At 71.8% G+C, this 13,422-nt stretch carries 11 protein-coding genes; 6 read left to right on the plus strand and 5 right to left on the minus strand.

The window, feature by feature from the left end; genetic code table 11:
* Window positions 1-134: 134 nt before the first annotated feature.
* Window positions 135-539, minus strand: a complete 405-nt coding sequence (icmB, locus tag ABD332_RS11345; RefSeq protein ID WP_344501772.1) for a coenzyme B12-dependent isobutyryl CoA mutase small subunit — start codon at window positions 537-539, stop codon at window positions 135-137.
* Window positions 540-798: 259 nt separating this feature from the next.
* On the opposite strand from icmB, the gene ABD332_RS11350 reads away from it, so the two are divergent.
* Window positions 799-1,485 (plus strand): M23 family metallopeptidase, encoded by a 687-nt coding sequence (locus ABD332_RS11350; protein WP_344501773.1) that lies wholly within the window; start codon window positions 799-801, stop codon window positions 1,483-1,485.
* Window positions 1,486-2,462: 977 nt separating this feature from the next.
* On the opposite strand, the gene pcrA is transcribed toward ABD332_RS11350, so the two are convergent.
* Entirely contained in the window at window positions 2,463-4,874 is a 2,412-nt protein-coding gene (gene pcrA / locus ABD332_RS11355) for a DNA helicase PcrA (RefSeq protein ID WP_344501774.1), read from the minus strand.
* A 161-nt stretch (window positions 4,875-5,035) separates the two neighbouring features.
* Here pcrA and ABD332_RS11360 point away from each other — a divergent pair, with 161 nt between their 5' ends.
* Complete coding sequence (locus ABD332_RS11360; RefSeq protein WP_344501913.1) at window positions 5,036-5,398, plus strand: chorismate mutase; 363 nt, start codon at window positions 5,036-5,038, stop codon at window positions 5,396-5,398.
* 201 nt (window positions 5,399-5,599) lie between these two features.
* Window positions 5,600-6,316 carry a PIG-L deacetylase family protein gene (locus tag ABD332_RS11365; protein ID WP_344501775.1) on the plus strand — a complete coding sequence of 239 codons (717 nt, stop codon included), beginning with the start codon at window positions 5,600-5,602 and terminating at the stop codon, window positions 6,314-6,316.
* Between the two features lie 83 nt (window positions 6,317-6,399).
* On the opposite strand, the gene ABD332_RS11370 is transcribed toward ABD332_RS11365, so the two are convergent.
* The 3 genes from ABD332_RS11370 to ABD332_RS11380 form a co-directional block, all read right to left on the minus strand.
* A complete protein-coding gene (locus tag ABD332_RS11370; RefSeq protein WP_344501776.1) occupies window positions 6,400-7,506 on the minus strand; it encodes a thioester domain-containing protein in 1,107 nt (368 codons plus the stop codon).
* A gap of 132 nt (window positions 7,507-7,638) precedes the next feature.
* Window positions 7,639-8,292 (minus strand): response regulator, encoded by a 654-nt coding sequence (locus ABD332_RS11375; protein ID WP_344501777.1) that lies wholly within the window; start codon window positions 8,290-8,292, stop codon window positions 7,639-7,641.
* Window positions 8,292-9,518 carry a PspC domain-containing protein gene (locus tag ABD332_RS11380; RefSeq protein ID WP_344501778.1) on the minus strand — a complete coding sequence of 409 codons (1,227 nt, stop codon included), beginning with the start codon at window positions 9,516-9,518 and terminating at the stop codon, window positions 8,292-8,294. Before ABD332_RS11380 ends, ABD332_RS11375 begins: the two co-directional genes overlap by 1 nt.
* A 161-nt stretch (window positions 9,519-9,679) precedes the next feature.
* Between ABD332_RS11380 and ABD332_RS11385 the strand changes: the two genes are divergently transcribed.
* The 3 genes from ABD332_RS11385 (at window position 9,680) to ABD332_RS11395 (ending at window position 13,312) form a co-directional block, all read left to right on the plus strand.
* On the plus strand, window positions 9,680-11,695 hold the full coding sequence (locus ABD332_RS11385) for a PspC domain-containing protein (RefSeq protein ID WP_344501779.1): 2,016 nt from the start codon (window positions 9,680-9,682) through the stop codon (window positions 11,693-11,695).
* The gene (locus ABD332_RS11390) at window positions 11,692-11,961 is read left to right on the plus strand and encodes a hypothetical protein (protein WP_344501780.1); all 270 of its coding nucleotides are present in this window, start codon (window positions 11,692-11,694) and stop codon (window positions 11,959-11,961) included. The genes ABD332_RS11385 and ABD332_RS11390 overlap by 4 nt, the downstream gene beginning before the upstream one ends.
* An 82-nt stretch (window positions 11,962-12,043) precedes the next feature.
* A complete protein-coding gene (locus ABD332_RS11395; protein WP_344501781.1) occupies window positions 12,044-13,312 on the plus strand; it encodes a phosphatidylserine decarboxylase in 1,269 nt (422 codons plus the stop codon).
* Window positions 13,313-13,422 lie beyond the last annotated feature (110 nt).

The raw sequence follows: 13,422 nt of genomic DNA on the forward strand, positions 1-13,422 counted from the left end.
GCACCAAGAACGGCCGATGCCCTGTCGGTCGAGGGGTGGCGGCGGGGCATCGTGCGATAGAGGGGCCGGACGTGTGAGGGGTGCGTCCGGCCTCTCCCCCTTTTTCCGCACCATTTCCGATTGAATGCCGTCAATCAGGCATGCGCCGGTGCGATGTGCTCGCGGGCCCATTCCACGATCGACTGCGTGGTCGCCCCCGGCGTGAAGATCTTCCTGACGCCGAGCCGCTCCAGCTCCGGCAGGTCGTCGTCGGGAATGATGCCGCCGCCGAACACGAGGATGTCGTCGGCGCCGCGCTCGGCGAGCAGCTCGATGACCTTCCGGAACAGGGTCATGTGCGCCCCCGACAGGACCGACAGGCCGACCGCGTCGGCGTCCTCCTGGATGGCGGTCTCCACGATCTGCTCCGGCGTCTGGTGCAGGCCCGTGTAGATGACCTCCATCCCGGCGTCCCGGAGTGCCCGGGCGACGATCTTGACGCCTCGGTCGTGCCCGTCCAGGCCGGGCTTGGCGATGACGACGCGGGTCCGCGCGCTCATCCTCACGGTCCTTCCCGTTGGAGGCACCGCTCCGTTGCGGCGCACGCCTGGCCCGAAGGTACCGCATGGAGCGCCCGCAACGACCTTGCGGACCCCGGGTTACGCACAACCAACCGCCCGGGCACTCATTGACCTTCGGGCCTGTCGTGGCTTGTGGCGCGTATTCCGTATTGGCTACGGTGGCCTGCGGTTCAGCCATTGCACTCGAATGACGTCTCCGTCATTTCCGTCTTTTCCAGAATTGCGGGGGTGTGCGTATATGGACGATGCCCAGGCGCCTTACGCGTACCGCGGCCATCACCGCGCCCAGTCGGCGCACACCCGCTACGCGGCCGTGCTCACCACCGCCGTCGTGGGCGCCGGCATTGTCGCGCTCGGCGTGTCCACCGCCCTCCCCGAGCCGCGCAACGACCTCTCCCTGGAGGCGAGCGGCAACTTCGACGACGTCAGCGTGCGGGGCGCCGCCTCCGACGACCGCGCCAGCCGCTCGCGGACCGGCAGCCCCATGACGACCGTGAACATGCCGGCCCCCGACGTGTGGATCCTTCCCATCCAGCGGTACACGCTGACCTCGTTCTACGGCGAGCGCTGGGGCCGCCTCCACCCCGGCGTCGACCTGGGCGCCCCGCAGGGCACCCCCTTCAATGCCGTCGCCGCCGGCAAGGTCATCCTCTGCCGCTGGAACGGCGGCTACGGCTACAACGTCATGATCGACCACGGCGACGGCATCGTCACCGTGTACGGCCACGCCTCCAAGCTCCTGTGCAAGGAAGGCCAGGTCGTGCGGGCCGGCGACAGGATCGCCCTCACCGGCAACACCGGCCACTCGTTCGGCGCCCACCTGCACTTCGAGGTCCGCGAGCACGACAAGCCGGTCGAGCCGCTCGCCTTCATGCGCAAACACGGCGTCGACATCCAGAAGCACACCGAAGACATCTACGGCTGAGCGGTAATTCCCCCCACCGCTGCCGCGGCGGGGCCCGGCGGGGAAGCTCACCCGCACCCCAATGCGCCGCTCCGCGCCGCACTGCCCGCGCCGAGACGCGAGACAGGCCAAGCAGCGCATACACGCCGCATCCGGTGGCCGCCCAACCCGGACGACCACCACGCGACGTCGATCACGACGGCGTTGATCCACAGACGGATCCGGCTGTCCAGACGACCAGAATCGTCATTCGATCACGGGAACGGCGGCACGGTCGCCCCGCCGACGGAACGCCGACCCGCCACCGCTCGGCACCCTCCACAGACGTTGGCCAATGCCCGACTTGCGCCTTTGCGCATCGACGCTGCGCGATCCACCCCCAATTCAGAGATCAACATGTGGGTGGATCGCGCAATGTCGATCCCCCAAAGGGGGCATTCCAGGGCATTGACCAACGCCTGCGCGCGGCCAGCCGGCCGATGGCCGCCCGTGCCGCGCCTGTGAAGTGGCGACACCACTGCCACTGGGCCAAGAACGAGGATCACCGACGGCCGCTTCCCGCAGGCAAGGACAGCCGGGACTGATTGCCCGATCGATCGGCGCGGCGATGGGACCGAGCCGGGCTGAACCAATCAAGAGGTCAGGCCATTAGGGGCAGAGCCAGGCCGGCCGAGAGACAGGTCTGGCCAGAGACAGACCTGGACCAAGTCAGCGCCGCCCCCAGACCGGACCCGAGCCGAACCCGACCGGGGCAGAGGCAACCCGGGGCCAAACCAGGCCCGAGCCGAATCCGAGACCGACCGAAGCCGAGCCGCACCCCAGTCGAGCCGAGCCGGACCCGTGCCGAGGCCGAGGCCGAGGCCGAGCGAACCGAACCCGAGGCGGACCCGAGCCGCACCGGGGCCGAAGCGGAGCCGAGCCGGGGCCGAGGCGGACCGGGCCGCAGCGGGGTCAGGCTGGGGCGCTTCCAGTCCCGGGCTGGGAGCGGTGGGTGGGTGTCAGAGTTTGTCGATGGGGGCGTGGCGCAGGACGATCCACATGACCTGGTCGCCGAAGTCGACCTGGGCCTGGGTGCGGGGGCCGGTGCCTTCGACGGCGAGGACGCGGCCGAGGCCGTAGCGCTGGTGGTTGACGCGGTCGCCGACGGTCAGGGACGGGATGTCGCGGGAGAGCTCGCTGGCGGTGGAGAGCTTGGAGGCGTCCAGGCCGAGCTTGGCGGCGAGCTGGGCGGCCTTCGGGGTGCCGCCGACGAAGGAGGACGTGCGGGACTGGGCGGGACCGGTGTTGCGGCCGCCGTGGCCGCCGCCGCCGGACCAGCTGGTGTACGCGGCGTCGGTGCGCTCCCAGCGGACCAGCTCGGGTGGGAGCTCCTCCAGGAAGCGGGACGGCGGGTTGTAGGCGGGCTGGCCCCAGGCGGAGCGGGTGACGGCGCGCGAGATGTAGAGGCGCTGGCGGGCCCGGGTGATGCCGACATACGCCAGGCGGCGCTCCTCCTCCAGCTCCTTGCGGTCGCTCATGGAGCGCTGGTGGGGGAAGACGCTGTCCTCGAGGCCGGTGAGGAAGACCACGGGGAACTCGAGGCCCTTGGCGGTGTGCAGGGTCATGAGGGTGACGACGCCGGTGTGGTCGGGGTCGTCGTCGGGGATCTGGTCGGCGTCGGCGACGAGGGAGACCTGCTCCAGGAAGCCGGCGACGGTGGCGGGTGGGGCGGCGGTGGCATCGCCCTGCTCGGCGGCGACGGCGATGGTGGCCTCGGCGCGCTCGGTGTATTCGCGGGCGACGCTGACGAGCTCCTGCAGGTTCTCGACGCGGCCGGCCTCCTGCGGGTCGGTGCTCTCCTCCAGCTCGCCGAGGTAGCCGGAGCGCTCGATGGCGGCCTCGAGGACCTCCTCGGGCAGCGCGGTCTCGGCGAGGGTGCGCAGCTCGTCCAGCAGCGCGACGAAGTCGCCGATGGCGTTGACGGCGCGGGTGGAGATGCCGGGGGCCTCCGCGGCGCGGCGCAGGGCGGCGCCGAAGGAGATTCGCTCGCGGGACGCGAGGGCCTCGACGCAGGCCTCGGCGCGGTCGCCGATGCCGCGGCGCGGGGTGTTGAGGACCCGCCGGATGCTGACGGTGTCGTCCTCGTTGACCACGGCGCGCAGGTACGCGAGGGCGTCGCGGACCTCCTTGCGCTCGTAGAACCGGACGCCGCCGACGACCTTGTACGGCAGGCCGAAGCGGATGAACATCTCCTCGAACACACGGGACTGCGCGTTGGTGCGGTAGAAGACGGCGACGTCGGCGGGGCGGACGCCGGCATTGTCGGACAGCCGGTCGATCTCGCGGGCGACCCAGTCAGCCTCGGCGTGCTCGGTGTCGGCGACATAGCCCACGATCTGCTCGCCGGCGCCCTGGTCGCTCCACAGGCGCTTGGGCTTGCGCTCCGTGTTGCGCCCGATGACGGCGTTGGCGGCGGACAGGATCGTCTGGGTGGAGCGGTAGTTCTGCTCCAGGAGGATGGTGCGGGCGTTGGGATAGTCGCGCTCGAACTCGAGGATGTTGCGGATCGTGGCGCCGCGGAACGCATAGATCGACTGGTCGGCGTCGCCGACGACGCACAGCTCGCCGGTGCTGCCGACGAGCTCCTTCACCAGCATGTACTGCGCCTGGTTGGTGTCCTGGTACTCATCGACGAGCACGTGCCGGAAGCGGCGGCGATAGGTCTCGGCGACCTCGGGATGGCTCTGCAGCAGGTGCACCACCCGCATGATCAGGTCGTCGAAGTCGAGGGCGTGGGCCTCGGTGAGCCGCTGCTGATAGAGCGTGTACGCCTCGGCGAGGGCGCGCTCGGCCGGCCCGACCGCCCTGGCCGCGAACGTCTCGGGGTCGACCAGCTCGTTCTTGAGGTTGGAGACCTGGGCGGCGAGGCCGCGGGCCGGATAACGCTTCGGGTCGAGGTCGAGCTCGCGGATGACGAGCTGCATGAGCCGGCGCGAGTCGTCGGCGTCATAGATCGAGAACGTCGACTTGAGGCCGGCGTGGCCGTGCTCGGCGCGCAGAATGCGCACGCAGGCGGAGTGGAACGTGGACACCCACATCAGCCGGGCGCGCCCGCCGACGAGGTTGGCGACGCGCTCCTTCATCTCGCCGGCGGCCTTGTTGGTGAACGTGATCGCGATGATCTCGCCGGGATGCACGTGCCGCGCCGCGAGCAGATAGGCGATCCTGCTGGTCAGCACCTTGGTCTTGCCGGAGCCTGCGCCGGCCACGATGAGCAGCGGGGCGCCCTCGTGGATCACGGCGTCGCGCTGAGGGCCGTTGAGCCCCTCGAGCAGCGACTGCGGGTCACGGCCGCGGGACGGCTGGGCCGGGGCGGCGGGAGCGGTCACGCCGGCCGGCTCTGACTGGGGAAGATCGAAGAGAGCATGCATCGCACCGGCGAGTCTATGCCGCACCACTGACAGAAAACCGGCGGAGGACTTCACGTCGCTCAGAAGACCGTGCCATACTCGTTGACGTGATCGAGCAGGCGCGTCCGTACTTTTTTTACGGCTCCGGGAGTCCGGCAGCCGTAGGTCGCGCCTGAACGCTGATACCTACCGACGCCCCGGGCTCCCGAGCCCGGGGCGTTCCGCGTTCCCGGGGCGGGACCAGAGCCAGAGCTGACAAGGACGAGAGAATGGCCGCCATCACCATGGAACAGCAGCCCGCCGCCGACGAGCACATCGCCGGCCTGCGCAACCGGATCGACGAGATCGACGCGGCGCTGGTCGCGCTCTGGAAGGAGCGGGCCGCGATCTCCCGCGAGGTCGGCGCGACCCGCGTCGCCGCCGGCGGCACGCGTCTGGTGCTGTCGCGCGAGCGGGAGATCCTGGAGCGCTTCTCCGCCGAGCTCGGCGCCGACGGCACCCAGCTGGCCCTGCTCATCCTGCGCGCCGGCCGCGGACCCCTGTAGCCCTCGCACGGACCGCCGAGGTTCGCGTCCTGGCTTGCGGCGTCTGTACCGCCGGAGCCGGCCGGACCGGCGGCGACACGTGGGCCGGCCGACGCAGTGCGGCGTCGTCGGCCCCGATACGGGCAGACCCACTCGCGCCGCCGACCGCGGACCGTGCGGGTGGTTCGCCGGTACCGGCGAAGAAACGGTAAACAGGAAGTCATGAGCTTCCCGAGATCAGCCACCCCGCTTCAGGACGTGCGGCGGGTCCTGTGTGTGTTCGCCCACCCCGACGACGTCGACTTCGGCTGCGCCGGCACCGTCGCCGGCTGGGTCGACGCCGGACTCGAGGTGGGGTATCTGCTGGTGACGCGCGGCGACGCCGGCGGCTTCGACGACACCCCGCGCGCCATGATGCCGGCGCTGCGGGAGGCGGAGCAGCGCGCGGCGGCCGCGGTCGTCGGGGTGGATCACGTCGAGTTCCTCGACGGCTACCGCGACGGCGTGCTCACGGCGTCGATCGACCTGCGGCGCGACATCACCGCGGCGATCCGCCGGTTCCGCCCCGACCGGGTCCTGACCAACTCGCCGCTGCGGCGCTGGGACCGGATCGCCGGGCCGAGCCACCCCGATCATCTGGCGGCCGGGGAGGCGACGACGTGCGCGGTGTACCCGGACGCGCGCAACCCGTTCACGTTCACGGAGCTCGACCTGCCCGCGTGGACCGTCCGCGAGATCTGGTACTCGGGCGGACCGGACCCGGACCATCTGGTCGACATCACCGACACGTACGAGCGGAAGCTCAAGGCGCTCAGGGCGCACGTGTCGCAGACGTCGCACCTGGAGGACCTGGACGGCATGCTGCGGGCCCGCCTCGCCGCCACGTCGGGGACGCCGGGCCGCCTCGCCGAGGCCTTCTCCGTGTTCCACACGGCATGAAGAAGCACGGCCCGAAGAGCACCGCCTGAAACGCGGCGTGCCCGGCCTTCCGAGGAAGACCGGGCACGCGACGTGACAGGAAACTAGGCGGTGAAGCGGACCTGCCGGCGGCGGCGGACCACCAGCAGCAGGGCGACGCCACCCGCGACGAGCAGCGCGCCGGCGGTGATCGCGCCGGTGAGCTTCACACCCGTGACCGGCAGCTCCGGCGGGGCCGGGTTCACGGTGACCGTGGCCTTCGCCTCGAGCTCGGTGCCGGCGACGCCCGCCAGGATCAGCTTCTGCGTCTTGTTCGGGTCCTTCGAGGTGACGAACATGCGGCCGATCGGCACGGAGCCACTGCCCTTGGCGTCGATCGTCACGGTGCCCACGGCGTCGGCGACGACGTAGAACTTGCCGCCGTTCGGCAGGGACGTGACGGCCTTGCCGTCCGCGTCGACGAGCTTGCCGCCGGTGGCCGTGAGGTCGGCCTCGCCACCACCGGAGACGATGGTGAACGGGCCGATCTTCTTGCCGACCACGCCGGCCAGGGTGGCCGGGTTGATCTCGAGCTTCGGCTGCGGGTCGGCGGCCGGGTTCTTCGACGCCTTCACGAGGTACTCGCTGACGGCGACGATGACGGCGTACTGCTCCGGCGTGTTGCCCGTGTTGAAGCCCTCGTTGTTGTCGCGGAGCGCGAAGATGTCACCGTCGGTGATCGTCCAGATGGCGCTCTGCGTGCCGGCGTAGACCAGCTTGGTGAGCAGCGTGGCGTCGATGCCGGCCGGCTTGTCGCCCTTCGCTGCCTTGAGGAGGTCGTCGGGGCTGACGGTCGGGTACGCGTGGGTCAGCACCCACTGCACCTGGCCCAGCTCCTCCGCCGTCGGCGAGGAGTTCTTGTTGCTCGCCCACGGCGCCTCGACGTAGTTCGCGTCGGTGATGTCGCGGGCGAAGTCGATGCAGTACGCGATGACGGGCTCGGACGCACCGGCGACCTTCAGGCCGAGACGCGGCGCGGCGGTCTCGTTGCCGTTCGGGTTGGTCTTGGTGTCCTTCGAGTTGATGACCTTGATCGCCGAAGCTTTGTCATCGATGAAGACCTGCGTGCCGGTGACGGTGTCAGCGTAGGCGGCGCCGGCGCCGCTGAGCGCGACGGCACCTCCGACGAGCACCGCTGCGGCCAGACCGGCCAGACGGGTGGTGTGTGACACGGTGACTGGACCACCTTTGACGAGAATCAGGGGGACGCTCGTTTGTAGCGGTCGGAGACCCCTCCTGTCACCTCCTGCGCAACAGCAGCCACACCAGTCACACCAGTTTGTCCGGAAATCCCGGGAAAAAAATCAGACCAGACGGCGATCCGCGGCCCAGCGGGACAGCTCATACCGGTTCGACATCTGCAGCTTGCGGAGCACGTTGGACACGTGCGTCTCGACCGTCTTGATCGAGATGTAGAGCTCCTTGGCGATCTCCTTGTACGCGTAACCGCGCGCCAGCAGCCGCAGGACCTCGCGCTCGCGGTTGGTCAGCTGGTCGAGCTCCGGGTCGGCGACCGGCGCGTCGGGGCGCGCGGCGAACGCGTCGAGCACGAAGCCGGCCAGGCGCGGGCTGAAGACGGCGTCGCCGTCGGCGACCCGGCGGATCGCGTCGGCGAGCTCGTCCGGCGAGATGGTCTTGGTGACATACCCCCGCGCGCCGGCCCGGATCAGCCCGATGACGTCCTCGGCGGCGTCGGAGACCGACAGCGCCAGGAACTTCACCTGCGGCCGCGCGCGGCGCATCGCGTCGAGGACGGCCCGGCCACCGCCGTCGGGCATGTGCACGTCCAGCAGCACCACGTCGGGCTCCAGCGCGCCGATCTTCTGCACCGCCTCCGCGACCCCGCTGGCCTCACCGATCACGTCGACGTGCACGCCGAGCTCGGCGCGGACCCCCGCCCGGAACATGGCGTGGTCGTCGACCAGGAACACCCGCAGGCGCTGGGTCTCGTCAGTCATCACTTCTCCGTATCGATGGGCAGGCTCAACCGCACCTCGGTGCCGTCGCCCGGTGTGCTGCGGATCTCCGCCTTGCCCCCGTGCCGCCGCATGCGGGCCAGGATCGAGCCTCGCACGCCGTGCCGGTCGGACTCGACGGCGGTGAGCTCGAAGCCGACGCCCCGGTCGCGGACGAACACGCTCACGCAGTCGGGCTCGACCTCCGCGTAGAGCGAGACGGTCTGGACCTTGGCGTGCTTGGCCGCGTTGACCAGGGCCTCGCGGGCGGCGGCGACGATCGCCCCGACCCGCTCGTCGACGTCGACGTCACCGACGACGACGGTCTCGACCGCGATCGCGAACGTGTCCTCGACCTCGGCCGACGCCTCCTCCAGCGCGGCGCTGAACTTCTCCGTCGGCGACGCGGTGGGCTTGTACAGCCAGTTTCGCAAGGTCCGCTCCTGCCCGCGGGCGAGGCGCTGGACCTCCTTCAGATCGCCGGCGTTGCGCTGGATCAGGGCCAGGGTGTGCAGCACCTGGTCGTGGATCATCGCGGCCAGCTCGGCCCGCTCCTGCTCGCGCACCCGCGCCTCGCGCTCCGTGCTGAGCTGCGTGAACATGCGGTAGAGCAGCGGGGCCAGGGCGAGGCCGACGCCGGCGAGGGCGACCGCGGCGAAGCCGAGGCCGTAACCGATCGAGGCGAGCGTGGCGCCGGAGATCGGCACCCCCACCACGAACGCGCCGATGATGCCGACGATGACGAGCAGGCCGCCGCCGATGAACCGGACCAGGTAGGACTTGCGGTTGTTGTCCATCACGGCGCCGAGCCAGGGCATCCCGGGCACGGTCGCCGACCAGCGCTCGCGCCGCTTCGGGTCGGCCTGGTGCCAGATGATGCCGGCGCCGAGCGCGATGACGGCGGCCAGCCAGCCGATCACCGCCTGGATGCCGTCGCTGGGGCCGGCCATCAGCACCAGCAGCACCATGCCGACGCCGAGCGCGAGGAACGAGAAGAGCTGGTTGACGTTGCGCCGGCCCGACCGCACGTGCGGCGGCATCGGCAGCACCGCCCAGAACGCCGCGTAGAGCAGCGCGCCGAGCCCGTTGAAGGCCGCGAGCAGCACGAACGCCACCCGCACCAGCACCACGGAGGCGCCGAGGTGCGCGGCGATGCCGGCGGCGACCCCCGCGACGACCCGGTCCGCGGGCTCGCGGTAGAGGCGGCGGACGGGCACTGGGCTGGTCATCGGACTCGTTTCGGCTCGCGGTCGGAACTGGGTTCCACCAGATCGTCACACGCCGACCGACGCCCGGACCACTCCGAGCCGCCCCGGAACCGGCAAATCAGGGTGGTGTCAGGGTCGATGCCTGAGGCGCGGAGGGCTCCGGGTCGGCGACGATCGGTGGCATGACGAACCCGCCTGCCGCCGACGAGCCGGCGGCCGCAAGAGCACGTGCAGAAGATCAAGAGCCGGATGGTGTACGAGTGGCGCCCAGCTACGCGGCGGACTACCTGCCCGACGGGTCCGACGACGCCGCCGCCGATGCCGATGCCGCCTCCGACGCCGCCACGTCGCAGGACGCCCCTGCCGCACCCGCCAGCGTGTCGCCCGCCGGCGCGCCGCCCGTCAGCGGCGCCGCCGGGGATCCTGCCTGGGAGGCGGCGACCGTGCCCGCGGAGCCGAAGCTTGATCTGACCAAGGTGGAGCGGGAGGAGCCCGCGTCGGAGGACTTCGAGCCGCCGTCCGGTGGCTTCACGCCCGCCGGTGCCGGACCGGCCGGCCCGCCGCCACCCGGCCCTCCTCCCACCGGCGGCGCCGGTGGTCCTGGTGGTTCCGGTGGGCCCGGCGGTCCTGGTGGTCCTGGCGGTCCCGGTGGTCCTGGCGGTCCCGGTGGTCCTGGGGCGTTCGGAACGGCGGCCGGAGGGGTGCCGCCGTTCGGATTCAGCCGCAGCAATCTCGTGCGGCCGCAGCACGGCCGGTACGTCGCCGGGGTGTGCGCCGCGATCGGCCGGGCCACGAACACCGACCCGACGCTGTGGCGGGTCATCTTCGCCGTGCTCACGCTCGCCGGCGGGGTCAGCATCGTCGCGTACCTGCTGGGCTGGCTCCTGCTGCCCGCCGAGGGCGACACCGGCTCCCCGCTGGAGGCGCTGCTCGGCCGGGGCAGGTCGACCACGTCCGCCCCGGTCGCGATCGTGATCGGCGTCGGCGCGGTGCTGGCGTTCCTGCTGGTCATGTCCCGCAACGTCGGCGCGGCCGCGGTCGGGCTCGCGGTGGTCATCGGGGTGGTGGCGCTGCTCGTCCGCGGGCAGGGCAACCTGCCGCCCGGGCCGCAGCCGGACCAGCCGGGCGGCCCGCTGGGGGGCGGCCGACCCTGGATGCCGCCGATGCCGCCGACGCCGCCCGGGCCGTTCGTGCCGGGCCCGGCGGCCGCCGCGCCGTTCCCGCCGTCGGTGCCGCCGTTCCAGTCCGCCGGACCGTCGTACACCGGGCGCGGTGGTGGATCCGTCGGCAAGACGCCAGGCGTACACCCGGCGTGGCTGCAACATCAGACCGCCGTGACCCAGCCTGTCCCGGCCGCCTCTCCGGCGACGCCGGCACCCGCCCGGCCGTCCGGGCCGTCGGCACCGCTCGTGCCACCGCTGCCGCCGTTGCCACCGCTGCCGCCGACCGGTTACCGGCCGCCGTTCGCGCCGCACGGGCCGTTCAGCGGGAGCAGCCCCTACGCGGCGTCGCTCGGCTACCCGGCGGGGGCGCCGGCGTCGCCGTACCCGGGGCTCGCCCCGCAGCCGCCCAAGCCCCCGAAGCCGCCGAAGCCGCGCTCCCGCCTCGGCCGGGTCATCTTCTCGCTGATCTGCCTGTCGCTCGGCGTGCTCGCCGTGCTCGAGGTGACCACGTTCGACCTCCTGGTCAGCACGTACTTCGCGGTGCCGCTCGCGATCGTCGCGCTCGGCCTGATCGTGGGCGCGTGGTTCGGCCGGGCCCGGCTCATGATCCTGCTCGGCGTCGTGCTGAGCCTCGCCCTCGCCATCTCGACCGCGTCGACGATGGACGGCCCGAGCAGGAAGGACGTCGAGAACATCAACATCAACCCGATGTCCGTCACCGAGCTCGACAGCGACTACCGCACCGACTTCGGCAACATCCACGCCGACCTCCGCCAGGTGGACTTCGCCGGCCAGGACGTCAACATCAGCTTCCGCGTCGGGTACGGCGGCAACATGGAGATCATCCTGCCGAAGAACGTGGACGTGTACGTCGACGTCCGGGTCGAGGGCGGCGACTGCCGCGTCCTGGGGCGCGAGTGCGGCGGGTTCAACCAGACCAACGAGTTCACCGACCTCGGCACCGACGGCGCCGGCGGCGGCAAGCTGCACCTCGACCTCGACCTTCGCTACGGCAACCTGGAGGTGACCCGGTGAAGCCGCACCGCACCGATGGCCTCTCCCTCACGTTCGGCCTGATCTTCCTCGGCATCGTCATCGTCTGGCTCTTCAACCAGGCGGTCTCGGTCAATCTCAACGCCGGCTGGATCGTCGCCGTCGGACTGATCGTCTTCGGCCTGCTGGGGCTGCTCGGGGCGCTGCGCTCCGACAAGTCCGACAAGCCGTCCAGTTCGGTGCCTGCCACGTCGGCGCCGCCGGCTTCTTCGGCGCCTCCCGCGTACGACCCGGACGACGCGGACTAGTCACGGAATATGCTGGGCCGGCGGGGCGCGTTCCCCCGCCGGCCTTTTCGTTTGCATGTATTGCTTGAGGAGCCCTTCAGACATGACCCAATTTCCCGTTGGCGGCGCGTCCGGCGTCTCCCGCCGCCCGATCCAGATCGGTGACCGCGCCGCCCGGGTCCTCGCCTCCGAGCTCGCCCGTCACGGCGGGCCCAAGACCGGCCTCCTGGTCGGCGCCGCGGCCGGCTCCGCCACGCTCGCGGCGGCGATCGACGCGCTGCTGCCCGACGACCGCCTGACCATCGTCGCCACGTCCGGCGCCTCGGCGGCCGCAGGGGCCGTCGCGGCACTCCGGGAGCACGTCGAGCGGCAGGGGCGCTGGGTGTCCGACCGGACCCGCGTCGTCGAGTCGCTCACCGAGGCGGAGCCCGCCGACGTGGTGATCCTGGCCGAGCCCCTCGCGGGCAGCGCCGACGACGCCCGGGCCGTCCTCGCCGGCCTGACCAAGCTGGTCACCACCGGCGGCGTCCTCACGGTCGTCGTCCCGGCGACCCGCCTGCCGAGCGGCGCCGCCGACGAGGTGGAGCGCCAGGCCGCGCTGTACGGCGTGGGCAGCGACCTCGTCCTGCGCAACGTGCCGCCGGTCCGCGTGCACCGCCTCCGGCACACCCCGGCCCACCACGCCGCGGCGCACAACCTGCTGCCGGCGCTGCGCCCCTCCAGCGTCCCCCTCACCCGGGGCATGCACATCGACTCCAACGGCGTCGCCGCCGCCGGCATCGCGCTCGGCCTCGCCGCCCTGGCCAAGGCCGCCCGGCCGAAGTCGAAGCTGTGGCTGGTCCCGGCCCTGGCCGCCGCGCCCGTCGCCGCGTTCTTCCGCGACCCGCAGCGCGACGTCCCCGAGGACGCGAGCGCCGTGGTCGCCGCCAGCGACGGCAAGGTCCTCGGCGTCGAGCGCCTGCACGACAAGCGCTTCGGCGACATCGAGTTCCTCCGCATCGCGGTCTTCCTGTCCGTCCTCGACGTCCACGTCAACCGCGCCCCGGTCGCGGGCAAGGTCGTCGACTACTTCGTCGAGGACGGCGGCTACGCGGCCGCGATGAAGCCGGAGGCCGAGCACAACGTCGCGGCGTACACGCTGCTGGAGACCGCCCACGGCCCCGTCGCCGTCGTCCAGCGCACGGGCCTGATCGCCCGCCGCATCGTGCAGCGTGCCCCGGTCGGCTCCCTGCTCGCCAAGGGTGAGCGCTTCGGCCTGATCCGCTTCGGCTCCCGCACCGACGTCTACCTGCCCGCCGACAAGGCCACCCCCGCGGTCGCCCCCGGCGACCGGGTCGTCGGCGGCTCGACGGTCATCGCCACCTGGCTCTGAGCCCGTCCTCCCCGGGGCCGGCGGAGATCACACTCCACCGGCCCCGGCACAGCACACCCGCCCACGAACCGGCAGCCCCCGCGCACGGCGCCAACGACGCGCTCGCCCAC

Origin of the sequence: Dactylosporangium maewongense, from assembly GCF_039531485.1 — a bacterium.
Taxonomy (GTDB): domain Bacteria; phylum Actinomycetota; class Actinomycetes; order Mycobacteriales; family Micromonosporaceae; genus Dactylosporangium; species Dactylosporangium maewongense.